Annotated in this window: 19 protein-coding genes; 5 read left to right on the top strand and 14 right to left on the bottom strand. The window is 67.7% G+C overall.

Annotated elements, in window-relative coordinates:
• Positions 1–39: 39 nt before the first annotated feature.
• The gene (gene ccmB / locus LE197_RS14640; RefSeq protein ID WP_003083130.1) at positions 40–711 is read right to left on the bottom strand and encodes a heme exporter protein CcmB; all 672 of its coding nucleotides are present in this window, start codon (positions 709–711) and stop codon (positions 40–42) included.
• A complete protein-coding gene (gene ccmA / locus LE197_RS14645; protein ID WP_020750654.1) occupies positions 708–1409 on the bottom strand; it encodes a cytochrome c biogenesis heme-transporting ATPase CcmA in 702 nt (233 codons plus the stop codon). Before ccmA ends, ccmB begins: the two co-directional genes overlap by 4 nt.
• A gap of 285 nt (positions 1410–1694) precedes the next feature.
• On the opposite strand from ccmA, the gene LE197_RS14650 reads away from it, so the two are divergent.
• The 4 genes from LE197_RS14650 (at position 1695) to LE197_RS14665 (ending at position 4621) form a co-directional block, all read left to right on the top strand.
• Positions 1695–3173, top strand: a complete 1479-nt coding sequence (locus LE197_RS14650) for a flagellar hook-length control protein FliK (RefSeq protein WP_003083123.1) — start codon at positions 1695–1697, stop codon at positions 3171–3173.
• Complete coding sequence (locus LE197_RS14655; protein ID WP_003083121.1) at positions 3170–3505, top strand: EscU/YscU/HrcU family type III secretion system export apparatus switch protein; 336 nt, start codon at positions 3170–3172, stop codon at positions 3503–3505. Before LE197_RS14650 ends, LE197_RS14655 begins: the two co-directional genes overlap by 4 nt.
• Positions 3506–3605: 100 nt before the next feature.
• The gene (locus LE197_RS14660; protein WP_003106372.1) at positions 3606–4160 is read left to right on the top strand and encodes a GNAT family N-acetyltransferase; all 555 of its coding nucleotides are present in this window, start codon (positions 3606–3608) and stop codon (positions 4158–4160) included.
• Between the two features lie 107 nt (positions 4161–4267).
• Positions 4268–4621: a hypothetical protein gene (locus LE197_RS14665; RefSeq protein WP_003083115.1), complete on the top strand. Its 354-nt coding sequence runs from the start codon at positions 4268–4270 to the stop codon at positions 4619–4621.
• A 65-nt stretch (positions 4622–4686) separates the two neighbouring features.
• Here the strand turns inward: LE197_RS14665 and LE197_RS14670 are convergent, their stop codons facing one another.
• The 4 genes from LE197_RS14670 to LE197_RS14685 form a co-directional block, all read right to left on the bottom strand.
• On the bottom strand, positions 4687–5424 hold the full coding sequence (locus LE197_RS14670; RefSeq protein WP_003083112.1) for an SDR family oxidoreductase: 738 nt from the start codon (positions 5422–5424) through the stop codon (positions 4687–4689).
• Positions 5425–5557: 133 nt separating this feature from the next.
• A complete protein-coding gene (locus tag LE197_RS14675) occupies positions 5558–6280 on the bottom strand; it encodes a polyphenol oxidase family protein (protein ID WP_003087130.1) in 723 nt (240 codons plus the stop codon).
• Positions 6281–6339: 59 nt separating this feature from the next.
• Positions 6340–6756, bottom strand: coding sequence for a hypothetical protein (locus LE197_RS14680; protein WP_003083108.1), 417 nt, complete (start codon positions 6754–6756; stop codon positions 6340–6342).
• 90 nt (positions 6757–6846) lie between these two features.
• Positions 6847–7818 carry a helix-turn-helix transcriptional regulator gene (locus LE197_RS14685; RefSeq protein WP_003106375.1) on the bottom strand — a complete coding sequence of 324 codons (972 nt, stop codon included), beginning with the start codon at positions 7816–7818 and terminating at the stop codon, positions 6847–6849.
• A 109-nt stretch (positions 7819–7927) separates the two neighbouring features.
• Here LE197_RS14685 and LE197_RS14690 point away from each other — a divergent pair, with 109 nt between their 5' ends.
• Positions 7928–8614 (top strand): glutathione S-transferase family protein, encoded by a 687-nt coding sequence (locus tag LE197_RS14690; protein ID WP_003083103.1) that lies wholly within the window; start codon positions 7928–7930, stop codon positions 8612–8614.
• A 27-nt stretch (positions 8615–8641) separates the two neighbouring features.
• On the opposite strand, the gene LE197_RS14695 is transcribed toward LE197_RS14690, so the two are convergent.
• The 8 genes from LE197_RS14695 to LE197_RS14730 form a co-directional block, all read right to left on the bottom strand.
• On the bottom strand, positions 8642–9049 hold the full coding sequence (locus LE197_RS14695; protein WP_003083101.1) for a DUF2802 domain-containing protein: 408 nt from the start codon (positions 9047–9049) through the stop codon (positions 8642–8644).
• 30 nt (positions 9050–9079) lie between these two features.
• On the bottom strand, positions 9080–9559 hold the full coding sequence (locus tag LE197_RS14700; protein WP_003083098.1) for a chemotaxis protein CheW: 480 nt from the start codon (positions 9557–9559) through the stop codon (positions 9080–9082).
• A 45-nt stretch (positions 9560–9604) separates the two neighbouring features.
• Positions 9605–10495, bottom strand: coding sequence for a CheW domain-containing protein (locus LE197_RS14705; protein WP_003083094.1), 891 nt, complete (start codon positions 10493–10495; stop codon positions 9605–9607).
• A gap of 91 nt (positions 10496–10586) precedes the next feature.
• Positions 10587–11375 (bottom strand): ParA family protein, encoded by a 789-nt coding sequence (locus LE197_RS14710; RefSeq protein ID WP_003083092.1) that lies wholly within the window; start codon positions 11373–11375, stop codon positions 10587–10589.
• A 94-nt stretch (positions 11376–11469) separates the two neighbouring features.
• On the bottom strand, positions 11470–12360 hold the full coding sequence (motD, locus tag LE197_RS14715) for a flagellar motor protein MotD (protein ID WP_003083090.1): 891 nt from the start codon (positions 12358–12360) through the stop codon (positions 11470–11472).
• 12 nt (positions 12361–12372) lie between these two features.
• Positions 12373–13113 (bottom strand): flagellar motor protein, encoded by a 741-nt coding sequence (locus LE197_RS14720; RefSeq protein ID WP_003083089.1) that lies wholly within the window; start codon positions 13111–13113, stop codon positions 12373–12375.
• Between the two features lie 88 nt (positions 13114–13201).
• Positions 13202–14308 carry a protein-glutamate methylesterase/protein-glutamine glutaminase gene (locus LE197_RS14725; protein WP_003083085.1) on the bottom strand — a complete coding sequence of 369 codons (1107 nt, stop codon included), beginning with the start codon at positions 14306–14308 and terminating at the stop codon, positions 13202–13204.
• 53 nt (positions 14309–14361) lie between these two features.
• Positions 14362–16623, bottom strand: a complete 2262-nt coding sequence (locus LE197_RS14730; protein ID WP_003114282.1) for a chemotaxis protein CheA — start codon at positions 16621–16623, stop codon at positions 14362–14364.
• Between the last annotated feature and the right edge of the window lie 20 nt (positions 16624–16643).

Consider the following 16643-nt stretch of genomic DNA (forward strand, 5'->3'; position numbering starts at 1 on the left):
CCGGTACCGCACGCCCGCCGATGCCTTCGGCGGGCGGACTCACTCGCCTACGCTGATCTTCAGGCCGGCAGCGATGGCGAATGGCGTGAGTGTCAATGCTAGCGCCGTCAGGCTCGCCAGCCACAATAAATGTCCGCTGCTGGGCAGTCCCTGCAGCGAAGCCTGCAGCGCCCCGCTACCGAGAATCAGCACCGGGATGTACAGCGGCAGGATCAGCAGCGCCAGCAACAGGCCGCCGCGCTTGAGGCCCACGGTCAAGGCCGCGCCGACGGCGCCGAGCAGGCTCAGCACCGGCGTACCGAGCAACAGGGAAAGCAGCAGCACCGGTATGCAACGGGCCGGCAGGCCCAGCATCAGCGCGAACAGCGGCGACATCAGGACCAGGGCCAGCCCGGAAAACAGCCAGTGTGCCAGCACCTTGGCCAGCACCAGAAGAGCCAGGGGGTGCGGCGAAAGGACCCACTGCTCCAGAGAACCGTCCTCGAAATCGCTGCGGAACAGCCCTTCCAGCGAGAGCAGCACGGCCAATAGCGCCGCCACCCAGACCAGGCCGGGCGACAAGGTTTGTAGCAATTGGCTTTCCGGCCCGACCGCCAGGGGGAACAGGGCGATGACGATGGCGAAGAACACCAGCGGGTTGGCCAGCTCCGCCGGTCGGCGGAACAGCAGGCGCGCCTCGCGCGCCAGAAGCAGGCTGAAGACGTTGCTCATGCCGGATCGCCCAGCGCCGGCTCGACCGTCGCGCCGCTGGCCGCCTTGAGCGCACCGAGGTCCAGCTCGCGGTAGCCGGCGGGCACCTGCTGCAGGCTGTGGTGGGTGGTCAGCACTACCATCCCGCCGCGCTGGCAATGCCCGGCCAGGTGCGCTTCCAGTTGCGCCACCCCCTGTTTGTCGAGGGCGGTGAAGGGTTCATCGAGGATCCACAAGGGCGGTGCGTCCAGGTACAGGCGGGCCAGCGCCACGCGGCGTTGCTGGCCGGCGGAAAGGGTGTGGCAGGGAACGTCCTCGAAGCCACGCAGGCCGACGTCGGCCAGGGCCTGCCAGATCACCTCGCGGCTGGCCGGCTGGTGCAGCGCGCAGAGCCAGGTGAGGTTCTCCTCGGCGCTGAGCAGGCCCTTGATTCCCGCGGCGTGGCCGATCCACAGCAGGCTGCGGGCCAGTTCGCCGCGCTGTTCGGCGAGCGGCCGGCCGTTCAGGCGGACTTCCCCGGCGGTCGGCTGCATCAGTCCGGACAGCAGGCGCAGCAGGCTGGTCTTGCCGCTGCCGTTGGGACCCACCACCTGCAACATCTCGCCGGCGGCCAGGCGCAGGTCGAGGCGCTCGAACAGCATGCGCCAATCGCGCTCGCAGGCGAGCCCGACGGTTTCCAGCAAGGGGCTGGCTGTGGGGACTTCAGCAGGATCGGACATCGAACAACATCGCCAAGCGTCTCTCCTCGTCGCGGCGCCGGAGGCCTTCACGGAACAGACCCTAAAGTCGGGATAAACACGGCCGCTATACTGGTGACGACGCGGCCAGCCTGTTTGACAGGCGCGGCATTATACACGCCCTTCCCCAGCCTCCGCAGGGTCGTTTAAGACAGGTTGTTACCCATGCCAGCCGAGATAGGCGCTTCCCCGCCACTACCCCCGGTCTCCGCCCCACGCCCGCTGCCGCCGGCGCAATCGCAGGGCAACGCCCAGGCCGACGCCGAGATGACCCTGAAGCTGGTGCAGACCCTGGCCGGCCTGCTGGGCGAAGGCGAGTCGGGCAAGGCCGAGGTGCTCGCGGTCAAGGAAGGCCTGGCGAACAATTTCCAGGTCCTGCTCAAGCTGACCCTGGCGAACAGCGGGCAGAGCCTGGTGGAAGTGCAGAGCAATCGGCCGCTGGTGCCGGGCAACCTGCTCAACGTCAGCGCCACCAGCAACACCAGCGTGGTTGCAACCCTGCTCGACAGCATGGCCGGCGCTGGCCCGCTGAGCAGCCTCGACCTGGAGCAACTGCCGCCCGGCACCCTGCTCCAGGGCAAGGTCCTGTCCAGCACCGCGCTGCCGGCGGACAAGGCCCAGCAGGTGGTCTACCGGGTCCTGCTGAACCTGCTCAACACGCCGCTCGCCGGCAGCAAGCTGAGCCTAGACTCGCCCCAGGCGCTGCCGGTCGGCAGCCTGCTCACGGCGCTGGTGAAAAACAGCCAGCAGATCGACTTCCTGCCGCTCAGCGGACGCCTCGACCAGCTTGCGCTGGGCCAGCAACTGGCCGGGCAGAGCGCCCGCCAGGCTTCCCTGGAAGGCCTGTTCGCCGCCCTGCAGGGGCTGAACGGCCGCAACGACCTGCCGGACAGCCTGCGCCAGGCCGTGGAGCGCCTCTTCGCCGGCCTGCCGGAGGCGCAGAAGATGGGCGATTCCAAGCTGCTCGGCCAGGCCCTGCAGCAGAGCGGCCTGTTCCTCGAGGCGCGCCTGATGCAGGGCGCCACCGATCATCTCGGCCAGGACCTGAAGGCCAACCTGTTGCGCCTGTTCGCCCAGCTGTCGCCGCTGCCGCCGACCGGCGCCCAGGCGCCGGGCATGTTCGCCGGCAACACGGCGAACCTGGCCCAGGCGCTGCCGGCCTTTGTCCGCAACGCCCTGGGCAACCTGGGACAGAGCGCCAACAAGACCCAGGCACTGAACTTTCCCCTGCCGAGCAAGGTTCTCCAACTGTTCGACGAGGACATGGAACTGGAGTCGCTGCTGCGCCTTGCCGCCGCGGCGATCTCCCGCCTGCAGACCCATCAGCTGTCGAGCCTGGCGCAGACCAGCACCCTGCCGGATGGCACCCAACTGGCGACCTGGCAGATGGAGGTGCCCATGCGCCATCAGCACTCGGTGGTACCGTTGCAGGTGAAGTTCCAGGAAGAACAGCGCAAGACCGGCGAAGAGGCCCGCGAAAGCCTCTGGCGCGTCGAACTGGCCTTCGACCTGGAGCCGCTGGGACCGCTGCACGCCCAGGCGACCCTGCTACGCGGCAGCCTGTCCAGCCAGCTTTGGGCCGAGCGCGACGCGACCGCGCGGCTGGTCGAGCATGAACTCGGCCACCTGCGCCAACGCCTGCGCGACGCCGGCCTGACCGTTGGCGAGATCACCTGCCAACGCGGCCGCCCGCCCCAGGGCCCGCGAGCGACCATCGAACAACGCTGGGTAGACGAAACCGCATGAACAGAAAGCAATCACCCGCCCCGCGCCAGGCCATCGCCCTGAGCTACGACGGCCAGGCCGCGCCGACCCTTTCCGCCAAGGGCGACGCCGAACTGGCCGAGGCGATCCTGGCCATCGCCCGCGACTACGAGGTACCGATCTACGAGAACGCCGAGCTGGTCCGCCTGCTCGCCCGCCTGGAACTCGGCGACGCCATTCCGGAAGCGCTGTATCGCACCATCGCCGAGATCATCGCCTTCGCCTGGCACCTGAAAGGCAAGTGTCCCGAGGGATTCGCGCCGGACGCCGCGGATGGCAACCAGATGCTGCTACTCGGCGGTCCCGGCGACTGAGCCAGCCCGCACGGCGAAACATCCGCACGCACATCAGCTCCAGGACCTCGCCGCTGCGCGCTAAGCTGCGCAGCCTCCGACCTCGGCAAAGGAGCGCCCGATGAACTTCGTCTTTCCCCACCCGTTGGACACCCCGCGCCTGCGGCTACGCACTTTCCGAGAGGAAGACGCCGCGCCGCTGTTCGCCATGATGTCCGACCCGGAAGTCATGCGTTACTGGAACACACCGCCGTGGACGACCCCTGCGCAGGCCCGCGAGGCGATCCTGCGGGACAGCCAGGCGCTCGCCGACGGCGAATACCTGAACCTGGCCATCGAGCGTCGAGAAGACGGCCAATTGCTCGGCAGTTGTATCCTCTTCCATTTCGAGAAAGGCTCGCGCCGCGCCGAACTCGGCTACTGCCTGGCACGTGCAGCCCAGGGCCGGGGTTACATGGGCGAGGCGCTGCGCAGGCTGCTGGCGTTCGCTTTCGATGAAATCGACCTGAACCGCCTGGAGGCGGAGATCGATCCGCGCAACCGGCCTTCGGCCGCCAGCCTGGAGCGCCTGGGCTTCCGCCAGGAGGGCCTGCTCGCACAACGCTGGATCGTTTCCGGAGAAGTCTCCGACTCGGCGCTCTACGGATTGCTCGCCGAACACTGGCGCAACCGCTGAAGGAGGAACCACCGGCAGGGCCCGCCATCCGTCGCTTTCCACAGAACCTGTCGTTCGCGCAACGGTCTTTAGACGGCACACCACATGCCTGCGGAGGCATCCCTCAAATGAAAAAACATACCCTGTTCGCCGTAGCTGCTCTCGGCCTGCTGTTCGCGGGCAGCACCCTGCTGCCTGGCGAGCTTTCTCCTGTCGGCTCCGCCTATGCCAAGGGCGGAAATGGCGGCGGCAACGGTGGCGGTCATGGCGGCGGTCATGGCGGCGGCAAGGGCGGCAGCCATGGCGGCAACCTCGGCGGCCACTCCAGCAAAGGCCATGGTTCAGCCACCTCCGGCATCGCCAGCTCCCGCGACAGCCGCGGGCTGTCGCAGGCCAGCGCGATCTCCGCCACCACCCCCGGCGATCACAACAGCAAGGGCTTGAGCAACGCCATCGGCTCCTCGACCAAGAACGACCGCTGACCGCCAGTGGCGACCACGAAAAAGCCGGCCTTCGCGCCGGCTTCTTCGTGCCCCGCCCACACGGCTCAGGCGAAACCGCCGTTGACCCGCAGCACCTGGGAATTGACCCAGGCCCCGTCCGGCCCGGCGAGGAAGGACACCGCCGCGGCGATCTCGTCCGGCTCGCCGAGACGCTCCAGCGGCGCCAGCCTGGCGATCTGGTCGATCTGTTCGGCGCTCTTGCCGTTGAAGAACAGCTCGGTGGCCACCGGGCCGGGCGCCACCGCGTTGACCCTGATGTCCTGGCCGCGCAACTCGTTGGCCAGCACGTGCACCAGCCCCTCGACCCCGGACTTGGACGCGATGTACGGACCGTAGCTGGGCAGCGCCCGGGCGATCACGCTGGTGGACAGGGCGATGATCCGTCCGCCGCGCTCGACATGCCGGGCAGCCAGGCCGAGCACGATGAAGGCGCCGCGCAGGTTGGTGCGGATCACCCGGTCGAAGCCCTCCAGGTCGCCGTCGGCGATCTTCAGGTAGGGCATCGTGCCGGCGCTGTTGACCACCACGTCGATGCGGCCGAAGGCGCCCCTGGTGGCTTCGAACAGCTTGTCCATGTCCTCCGGGCTGGCCACGTCGCCCTGTACGGCGATGGCCGTGCCGCCGGCGGCGACGATTTCGGCCACGACCTCGTCGGCCATGGTCTGGTTGCCGGCATAGTTGACCGCGACCGCGAAACCGTCGGCGGCCAACCGCCGGGCAATGGCGCGACCGATGCCGCGGGAGGCGCCGGTGACGATGGCGGCTTGGGTGATGTCAGGCATGCTGGGACTCTCCTGGAATGAGCGTGGCGACAGCCACGCATCGACAGGGAAAGTCTAGAAGCCGGGTATTGGCGGATAAACAGCAGACAACCGTCATGACTATCCAGGATTTCCGGACAATACCGATACGCGGTCACGGCTTGCGCGCGATCCAGGCGTACTGCTGACGCTTCTCCTCGCCCAGGCGCTGGCGTCGGCGATGACTGGCGAACGCATCGCCGGAACAGTAGGTGCAGACGGCGCTGGCTTCGATCTGCGCCGGCCCGACGCCGGCGGCCTGGAACAACTGGCGACAGAAGGCCACCAGGTCCAGCCAGGCGCCCTGCTCCGCCTGCCTTGGCTCGGGCGGAGCGAACCGGGGCGGCCGCTCGGGGAGCGGACGACGCTGGCTCCAGGGAGGCGCCGCGCCTTCCCAGAGGCGGCCGTGGCCGACCTGCAACGCCTCGATGAACCCGGCACTCACCTCGTAGCAGCAGGCTTTGATCCCGGGACCGATGGCGACCCGGATGTCCGCGCTGGCGACGCCGCGCGCATTGAAGCGCGCCACCGCCGCGCCGACGATACCGGCGACGAGCCCCTGCCAGCCGCCATGCAGGGCGGCCACCACCCGACCGTCGCGACTGCTCATGAGAATCGGCAGGCAGTCCGCGGTGACCACCGCGACCGCCAGCGGCCCTTCGCTGAAAACGCCGTCGGCGGCATGCCGTCCCGATTCCGACAACGAGCGCGCGTCGACGATCTCGGCGCCATGCACCTGCCGGCAATGGAATATCCGCTCGGAGAGTGCCTGGCCGGCTTGCTGGAAGCCATGCTCGATGCCTTCGATCGCCTTGAGGATGTCGGCCTGGACGGTCATGCGCTGTCTCGCCATGGAAGGTTGGAAAACGACCTTACCTCATCTTCCCGGAAGCCGCCTCAGGCGATGCCGCGCAGGAGGTCGGGGCAGCCGCGATCACGCTTGATCAACGCGGCCAGGGCGACCTGGCCCAAAGGCCGGTCGGACACCGCGCCGATGCTCAGGCCATGGCCTCTGCTCCACTCGAACAACAGGCGCTTCTCGCGGCAATCGAGTTCGCCCACCAGCAGGAAGCGCCGGATGCTGCCGCTGCGTCCCAGCATCGCCAGCGTGCCCTTGCAGCCCTGGTCCAGGCGGAATCCGTCGTAGAGGCAATAGTCGTACGGGTAACCCTGGTCCAGGGAGCGCCGCAGCTCCCGTCGGTCCAGGCACAGGCTCAAGTGGAAGTAGCCGCAGCGGTTGAACAGCGCTCCATACCTGAGCAGACGGCCGGGGTTGGCGCACAGCACCATGGCGCGCAGGGGTATTGCAGGCATCCTTGTGGCCTCCTGGAAACGTGCGGGTTGACCAGGACCGATTCTAGAAAGCGGCAGCCGCGCAATTAATAGGACTTTTCCTCTAAATGCCTACCTGTGATCCGAAGCTTCCTCCTGGCCCAGGTTACGCAGGACACGCTCGGCCTGGCGCCTCAACGGCTCGCGCAACTCCAGCGGCTGCCTGACCTCGAAGTCGAACGGCAGGCCGCACAGGCGCCGGGCGAACCAGTCCAGGTCGTCGGTGCTGGCGCGCAACAGCGTACCGCCATCGACCTCGGCGAGCAGACCGAGGGGCTCGCCGAGCACCGCGACCACCTGCTCCCTCGCAGCCCGCATCAGGATTTCCACCGGGTAGGCGCGCGGCATCCGGGCGAAGCTCTCCCGCAGGTGGCGGAGGGTATCGAAATCCGCCGGTCGCTCGAAGCGCTCCGCCAGCATGCGCGGCGCGTCCAGGCGATCGAGACGGAACGAGCGCAACGCCTGGCGCAGGTGGCAGAAACCGCTGACGTACCAGCAGCCGTTGCGATAGACCAGGCCGTAGGGATCGAGTTGGCGGAGGGTTTCGGCGCCCTGCGGGTCGCGATAGCGGAACTCGACCCGCGCACGGACCTGGGCGGCTTCGGCGAGGGTCGCCAGCGCCGCCACACTGGTTCCCGCCCGGGCGCGGGCCAGGTCCAGGCTGGCGGTCTCGCGGAGCGCCACGAGGCGCCGCCGCAGCGCAACGGGCATCACCCTGCTCAGCTTGGCCTGCGCACTTTCCAGGGCCAGCTCGCTTTCGCCCAGGCCGAGACTGCGCACCGCCAGCAGGCCGAGGGACACGGCCAGGGTTTCCTCCGCGCTGAACATCAGCGGCGGGAGCTTGAAACCGGCCACCAGGCGGTAACCGCCATGGCGTCCGCGCTCCGCCGAGATGGGTATGCCCAGCTCCTCGAGGGCGACGATATAGCGACGCAGCGTCCGTCCATCCACCTCCAGGCGCCTGGCCAGCTCGCTACCGCTGAGCTGGCCGTTGCTCTGCAGCAGTTCGAGCAGGGCGAGCACGCGCACCGTGGGCTTGGACATTTTTCGATCCACCGGAAAAAATCAGGACCGAATATAGCCTATATCACCCCTACCCTGCGTTCAGCCCAGTTGCGATGCGCAACGTGCGTTACCTGAACGGAGATGGAAAATGGAACCTGTACTGTTTTATGGCGTACCCCACGGCTGTTCCTTCGGCTCGATCGTGGCCCTCGAGTGGCTTGGCCGCCCCTATCGCCTGTGTCGGATCGAGATGCCGCTGGAGACCGGCGAGCGCACCTACGTGCGCCTGAACCCGGCTCGCCAGACGCCCACCCTGCTCCTGGAGGACGGCCGCGCGCTCAGCGAAAGCCTGGCCATTCTCCAGCACCTGGCGGCGCGCGACCTGTGCAGGAAGCTCGGTTATCCGCAGGGCAGCGCCGAGTTCGACGAACTGAACTTCGCCCTCGCCCTCCTGCATACCGAATGCCATTCGGCCTGGGGAGCCCTGTTCTATCTGGAGGACGCCGACGCAACCACGACGGCAAGGGCGCTGACGCGCGCGGCGCGAGCCTATGGCCGGATCGACAAGCTGCTCGGCGACCGCAAGTGGCTGGCCGGCGAAGGGCCGAGCGTGGCCGACGCCTACCTCGCGGGTACCGCTCGCTGGGGACGGGAGCTGGGCTACTTCGACCTGCAACACGACTTTCCGCGCCTGCATCGACACCTGGAGAAGCTGGAGCAGGACCCGGCGGTGCGCTTCGCCCATGCCATCGAGGATCGCCTGCCGGCGCAGAGCTGCGGGGAGTTCAGGGGAGAGGTGACACTGGCAGAAGTGGCGAGCCGCCTGCTCGCCTGAAAAGCGCCAGCGCCGGGCCGGCGACCGTCACTTGCCCTTGGCTTCGTGCAGGCGCGCCACCAGCTCGGCCTCGGCCTGCGACAGACCGCAGGCCTGGGTCAGGTCTTCGGCGCTGGCGCCGAGCCCGACCAGGCGTGCGGCCTGGCTGAACGACAGCGTGGTCGGATCGCGCTGCTCCAGGCGCGCGACCCGGTCGGGAAGCGGCGCGAGTTGCTTGCCGAGGTCCTGCAAGGCCTCGCCCATGCGCACGTTGACCTGCTGGTAGGACTCGATGCGCTTGCTCAGCTCCTTGAGCCGGCGCTCGCGCGCGGCGCCCTCCTCCGCCTGCTGCGCCAGCGCAGCTTGCAGGCGGCGCAATTCACGGCGCAGCCACAGGCACGCCGCCGCCAGGCCGAGGCAGGCGGCGAGCGCCAGTGCCAGCGCGACGACCTCCATCTCAGCAGGCCCTCGTGTCGGTAGAACGCATCAGATGCTGCCCAGCTCCGACCATTCTTCCTCGGTCATCATCTTGTCCAGCTCGACCAGGATCAGCAGCTCGCCGTTCTTGTTGCAGACACCCTGGATGAACTTGGCCGACTCTTCGTTGCCGACGTTCGGCGCGGTCTCGATTTCCGACTGCTTCAGGTAGACCACCTCGGCGACGCTGTCGACCAGGATGCCGACCACCTGCTTGTCCGCCTCGATAATGACGATCCGCGTGTTGTCGCTGACCGGCGCAGGGTCCAGGCCGAAGCGCTGGCGGGTGTCGATCACCGTGACCACGTTACCGCGCAGGTTGATGATGCCCAGCACGTAGCTCGGCGCGCCCGGCACCGGGGCGATCTCGGTGTAGCGCAGCACCTCCTGGACCTGCATCACATTGATGCCGTAGCTCTCGTTGTCCAGGCGGAAGGTGACCCACTGCAGGATCGGATCTTCGGCGCTTTGCGCGGTGGCTTTGCTCATTCCCCTAACCTCTCGAAAACCGCCGCAAGTGGCGGAAGCTGTCTATCAATGGTCGCCGTGCAGGCGCTTGACGGCGCCGCTGGCGATCAGTTCGGCGAGCGCCGCCACATCCAGCAGCGCACACATGTGTTCGATGACCGTGCCGGCCAGCCAGGGCCGCTGGCTACGCTGGCTGCGCCATTTCACCTCGGCCGGGTCGAGGCGGATCGAGCGGCTCACCTGGTGCACCGCCAGCCCCCACTCGTAGCCCTGGACCGAGATCACGTACTTGAGGCCGTCGCGATAGTCGTCGCGGTAGCGTTCGGGCATCACCCAGCGTGCGGTGTCCAACACCTTCAGGTTGCCCGCCTGCGACGGCAGGATGCCGAGGAACCAGTCGGGCTGGCCGAACAACGGGGTCAGTTCCTGGTTCTCCAGCGGATAGATCGAGCCGAGGCACACCAGCGGCACCGCCAGGGTCAGCCCGGCGACGTCGAACAGCAGGCACTCGAAGGGCTCCGCCGCCCAGGCCGGACGACCGTCGTCGAGCAGCGGCAGGTCGAGCAGCGGCGGCTCGCCGACGCTCGCCGGGGCGCTCGGCACGCGCAACTCGATGACTTCGTGGGGCCGTGGCTCGACCGGCAGCTCGCGCAACGTCGTCGGTTCGTCGAGCAGGGCCGCCGGCGCCGGCGGAACCAGGCGCGCATCGCGGACCTGCTCCTCGAGCACCGCGGCCTCGAACTCGTCGAACCCGTGGTCGACCGGCAGCGTTTCCAGCGCCGGGGCCGGTGTCGCCACTTCGGCGACCGCCAGCGCGACAGGCTTCAACGGCGCGGGCGCAGGCGCTGGCGGCGTCTCGACGAGAGGTTCCAGGTCCTCGAAAGTGGCCTCCTGGAGCAACGCATCCAGGTAGGACTGCAAGGCCAGTTGCGAACGGGTGGCGGTGGCGGCGCTCATGTGGGTATTCCGCGACAGGGGTCTACAACGGTTATCGGCCGCACTCCGGTGCGGCTTGAATGCGCCTGTCGGCGCGGCGACCGGCGCGCCATCAGGCCACCCGGGTGGCCGGCTGCTGCGCCAGCAGATGCTTGAGCAAGGCGCGGTAGGCGATCACCCCGCGACTCTTGCCGTCGTGCTGCGACGGCGTGACCCCGGCCCGGCTGGCATCGCGCAGGCGGGTATCGATGGGAATGAACGCCTGCCACAGGTTGTCCGGGTAGTTCTCGTTGAGAATCCGCAGCGTGCTCAGCGAAGCCTGGGTCCGCCGGTCGAACAGCGTAGGTACGATGGTATAGGGCAACGCCTGTTTGCGCGACCGGTTGATCATCGCCAGGGTGTTGACCATCCGCTCCAGCCCTTTCACCGCGAGGAACTCGGTCTGCACCGGGATCACCAGGTGCTGGCTGGCGGCCAGGGCGTTGACCATCAGCACGCCGAGCAGCGGCGGGCTGTCGATGATCGCATGGTCGAAATCCTGCCAGAGCTGCGCCAGGCTCTTCGAGACCACCAGGCCGAGACCGCTCTTGCCCGGCGACTGGCGCTCCAGGGTGGCCAGCGCGGTACTCGACGGCAGCAAGGAAATGCGTTCGTTGCTGGTGCTGCGCAGCAGCGAGGCCGGCAGCCCCTCGGGGACGTTGCCCTGGTGCAGGAACAGGTCGAAGGCGCTGTGCTCGAGGGTGTCCGGGTCATAGCCGAAATAGCTGGTCATCGAGCCGTGGGGGTCCAGGTCGACCACGACCACGCGCTTGCCGGCATCCGCCAACAGGCCGGCCAGGGCGATGGACGAGGTGGTCTTGCCGACCCCTCCTTTCTGATTGGCGACTGCCCAGACTTTCATTGCTCTACTCTTCCTGGCATGGGTCTACCCGGTTGGGGCCGCGCTAATGGCCAGTTCGGCCCCGGCGCCCGTACGCAAACCATGGTTCGCGCGCTCATGGCGAAGGCGACGGGGAATTGACGGTTGCCGGCGCGGGCGCCGGCGTACCGCCAGTATCTGCAGCTTGCGTGCCAGCTGCCGAGCCTGCGTGGCGGAGCGCCGAATCCGGTTGCGCCTTGCCGCTGCCGACCCCGCTGACGCTGCGCCGCACCTCCAGGTTGCGCGAGATCACCAGCACCACCCGGCGATTCTTCGCCCGCCCCTCGGCGCTGGCATTGTCCGCCACCGGCTGAAATTCACCATAGCCCACCGCAGCCATCCGCGACGGCTCGACCCCATCGTTGCCGAGCAGGCGGACGATGCTCGCCGCCCGCGCCGCCGACAGTTCCCAGTTGGTGGGATAGCGCGGGCTATGGATCGGCACGTCATCGGTGAAGCCCTCGACATGGATCGGGTTCTTGTAGGGCGCCAGGATCTTGGCGACCTTCTCGACGATATCGAAGGCGGCATCGTTGGGCAGCGCATCGCCGCTGGGAAACAGCAGGCTGGAATTGAGAGTGATCTCGATCCACAGCTCGTTGCCGCGCACGCTCAACTGGTCGGAGGCGATCAAGTCGCCGAAGGCATCGCGCACGCTGTCGGCGATCCGCTCCAGCGAGTCGGCGCTGGCCGCGTTGTCGCTGGGCTGCTCCTCGACGCTGGTGCGCTCCGGCTCGGTGGTGCGCGGCCGCTCGTCGCCGATGGGAATCGGCTTCAACGAACGGTCGGGCTGGTTGAACACGCCGGTGAGGGTCTCCGAGAGGATCTTGTACTTGCCCTCGTTGATCGAGGAAATCGAATACATCACCACGAAGAAGGCGAACAACAGGGTGATGAAATCGGCATAGGAAACCAGCCAGCGTTCGTGGTTCTCGTGTTCCTCCTGGTGGCGACGGCGACGCTGCATGCTCGGCTCCGGTCAGTCCATGAAGCCTTGCAGCTTCAACTCGATGGAACGCGGGTTCTCGCCCTCGGCGATGGACAGCAGGCCCTCCAGGAGCATCTCGCGGTAGCGCGACTGGCGCAGTACCAGGGTTTTCAGCTTGTTGCCGATCGGCAGCAGGAGCAGGTTGGCAAAGCCGACGCCATAGATGGTGGCGACGAACGCCACGGCGATGCCGCTGCCGAGCTGCGCCGGGTTGGCCAGGTTGCCCATCACATGGATCAGGCCCATTACCGCGCCGATGATGCCGATGGTCGGCGCATAGCCGCCCATGCTCTCGAACACCTTGGCGGCCTGCAGGTCGCGGCTTTCCTGGGTGAACAGGTCGACCTCAAGGATGCTGCGGATGACTTCCGGCTCGGCGCCGTCCACCAGCAGTTGCAGGCCCTTGCGCGCATAGGGATCGGGCTCCGCGTCGGCGATGCTCTCCAGGCCGAGCAGGCCTTCCTTGCGCGCGGTCATGCTCCAGGAGACGATCCGGTCGATTCCCCCGGAAAGATCCTCGCGCGGCGGGAAGAACACCCAGCCGAGCATGCCCAGGCCGCGCTTGAGCACGTTCACCGGGGTCTGCAACAGCGCCGCGGCCAGGGTGCCGCCGATCACGATCAGCGCCGCCGGACCGTTGAGCAGGGCCCCCGCGTGGCCGCCCTCGAGAAAGTTTCCGCCGACGATGGCGACGAACGCCAGGATGATCCCGACTAGGCTGAGCACATCCATCAGCGCGTCCCCTCGGCTCGGCGAAGGCGCGCGCAGCTCGTCACGTGGGTGGCCATCGAAGGCAGTCTCCTCATTCCTGCACGCACGCTTACTGGCACGCCTCGACCAGGTGCCGGCCGATGTCGTCGAGCCCGTACACCGCGTCCGCCAGGTTGGCCTTGACCACGGCCATCGGCATCCCGTAGATCACGCAACTGGCCTCGTCCTGCGCCCACACCTGGCTGCCGCCCTGCTTGAGCAGGCGCGCACCCTCGCGTCCGTCGGCGCCCATGCCGGTGAGGACCACCGCCAGGACCTTGTCGTTGTAGGCCTTGGCCGCCGAGCCGAAGGTCACGTCGACGCAGGGCTTGTAGTTCAGGCGTTCGTCGCCGGGGAGGATGCGCACCGTGCCGCGGCCGTCGACCATCATCTGCTTGCCGCCCGGCGCCAGCAGCGCCAGGCCGGGACGCAGGATGTCGCCGTCCTCCGCCTCCTTGACGTTGATCCGGCACAGCTTGTCGAGGCGCTCGGCGAAGGCCTTGGTGAAGGCCGCCGGCATGTGCTGGATCAGTACCAGCGGCGCCGGGAAGTTGGCCGGCAACTGGGTCAGCACCCGCTGCAAGGCAACCGGTCCACCGGTGGAGGTACCGATCGCGACCAGCCGGTAGGCCTTGCGCTTCGGCGCCGCCGAGGTCGACGCCGGGGCCGGCGACGCGCCGGCACCAACACGCGCGCTCGCGCCGACGCTGGAGGACGACGCCGGCGCATGGCTGGACGAGGTGGCCGAAGGCAGCGGCGGCAGGCTGATCGAGCGACGATTGCTACGGGCGATGGTCAGGACCTTCTCGCAGAGCAACTGGCGGACCTTGTCCGGGTTGCGCGAGATGTCCTCGAAATTCTTCGGCAGGTAGTCGACCGCTCCAGCGTCCAGTGCATCCAGGGTCACCCGCGCGCCCTCGTGGGTCAGCGAGGAGAACATCAGGACCGGGGTCGGGCAACGCTGCATGATGTTGCGTACCGCGGTGATGCCGTCCATCAGCGGCATCTCGTAATCCATGGTGATCACATCGGGTCTCAGGGCCAGCGCCTGCTCGATGGCCTCGCGGCCATTGGTGGCGGTGCCGACCACCTGGATCTGTCCATCGGCGGAGAGAATCTCCGAGACACGGCGGCGGAAGAACCCCGAATCGTCCACCACCAGGACTTTGACTGCCATAGCTACTCCTCAGAGGGCGACGCTCCTGCGCCGCCGGAAACCCATACGCGGCGTCAGATGCGCCGTGCGTAACGCTTGAGCATGCTCGGCACATCGAGGATCAGGGCGATGCGCCCGTCCCCGGTGATGGTGGCGCCCGCCATGCCGGGGGTGCCCTGCAACATCTTGCCGAGTGGCTTGATCACCACTTCTTCTTGTCCCACCAACTGGTCGACGACGAAACCGATGCGCTGGGTGCCGACCGACAGGATCACCACGTGTCCCTCACCCTGCTCTTCGTGGGCCGCACTCGGCACCAGCCAGCGCTTGAGATAGAACAGCGGCAAGGCCTTGTCGCGGACGATCACCACTTCCTGGCCATCCACGACATTGGTGCGCGACAGGTCAAGATGGAAGATTTCGTTGACGTTGACCAGCGGGAAGGCGAACGCCTGGCTGCCCAGCATCACCATAAGGGTAGGCATGATCGCCAAAGTCAGCGGCACCTTGATGACGATCTTCGAGCCGGACCCCTTCTGCGAAAACACGTTGACCGTGCCGTTGAGCTGGGAAATCTTGGTCTTCACCACGTCCATGCCGACACCGCGGCCGGACACGTCGGAAATCTCGGTCTTGGTCGAGAAACCCGGGGCGAAAATCAGGTTGTAGCACTCCAGGTCGGTCAGGCGGTCCGCCGCATCGCGCTCCAGCAGGCCCTTCTCCACCGCCTTGTTGCGCAGCACCTCGGCGTCCATGCCCTTGCCGTCGTCGGTGATCATCAGGAGGATGTGGTCACCCTCCTGCTCCGCTGACAGCACCACCTGGCCGACCCGCGGCTTGCCGGCGGCCTCGCGCTCCTCCGGACTCTCGATGCCGTGGTCGACGGCGTTGCGCACCAGGTGCACCAGCGGATCGGCGAGGGCCTCGACCAGGTTCTTGTCGAGGTCGGTCTCTTCGCCCACCAGCTCCAGGTTGATCTCTTTCTTCATGTTCCGCGCCAGGTCGCGAACCAGGCGCGGGAAGCGGCCGAAGACTTTCTTGATCGGCTGCATGCGGGTCTTCATCACCGACATCTGCAGGTCGCCGGTGACCACGTCGAGGTTGGCCACGGCCTTGGCCATGGCCTCGTCGCCACTGTTCAGGCCCAGGCGCACCAGGCGGTTACGCACCAGCACCAGCTCGCCGACCATGTTCATGATCTCGTCGAGACGCGCCGTATCCACCCGCACGGTGGTCTCCGCCTCGCTCGCCGCCGGCCTGTCGGGCGCCGCCGGACGCGCGGCGGCGGCCTTGGCCGGAGCGACCGGTTTCGCCGCGGGACTCTTCGCCGCGATGTTCTTGGCTACCGCCGCGGCGGCCGCCACGGCCTCGGAGGCGCCGTTGAACTTGCCCTTGCCGTGCAGTTCGTCGAGCAGCGACTCGAACTCGTCGTCGCTGATCTCATCGCCGCCCGCGGCGGCCGGCGCCTTGCCCTGCTCCGCCGGCGCAGCCGCTGGAGCCGCGGCAGCCGGTGCGGCGGGTGTGCCGGCGGCTTCCGGGACATCGCCGAACTTGCCCTTGCCGTGCAGTTCGTCGAGCAGTGCCTCGAACTCGTCGTCGCTGATATCGTCACCAGCGGCAGCCGCGGCCGGCTCGACCGCCTCGGCGGGGACTTGCGCAGGCTCGGCCGAGACCGCCGGCGGGACGAACTTGCCCTTGCCGTGCAACTGGTCGAGCAACGCCTCGAACTCGGCGTCGCTGATCTCGTCGCCAGCGGGAGCCGCGGGCGCTTCTGCAACGGCGGAGGCCGGCGCTTCGTCGCCCTGCAGAGCATCCAGCAACTGCTCGAACTCGTCGTCGGTGATATCGCTGGAGGCACTCTGCGCGGGCGCTTCCGGCGGCGCCGCAGGCTCGGCTGGCGGAACGGCCGCCGGCGGCGCTTGCACAGGTTCCGCGGGCTCGGCGCCCTCGGGCTCGGCCAGGCGGGCAAGGGCCGCCAGCAGCTCGGGCGTCGCCGGGGTCGGTTCGGACTGCTCGCGCACCTGGTCGAACATCGCGTTGACCGTATCCAGCGCCTGCAGCACCACATCCATCAGTTCGGAGCTGACGCGCCGCTCGCCCTTGCGCAGGATATCGAAGACGTTTTCCGCAATGTGGCAGCATTCCACCAGCGCGTTCAGCTGGAGGAAGCCGGCACCGCCCTTGACCGTATGGAACCCACGGAAAATGGCATTGAGCAGGTCCATATCGTCCGGCCGGCTCTCCAGCTCGACCAGTTGCTCGGACAATTGCTCGAGAATCTCGCCGGCCTCAACCAGGAAGTCCTGGAGGATTTCTTCATCGGCGTCGAAGCTCATTCGGCTGCTCCCAGAGACGT

Source organism: Pseudomonas sp. PS1(2021) (genome assembly GCF_020405165.1).
GTDB lineage: Bacteria > Pseudomonadota > Gammaproteobacteria > Pseudomonadales > Pseudomonadaceae > Pseudomonas > Pseudomonas aeruginosa.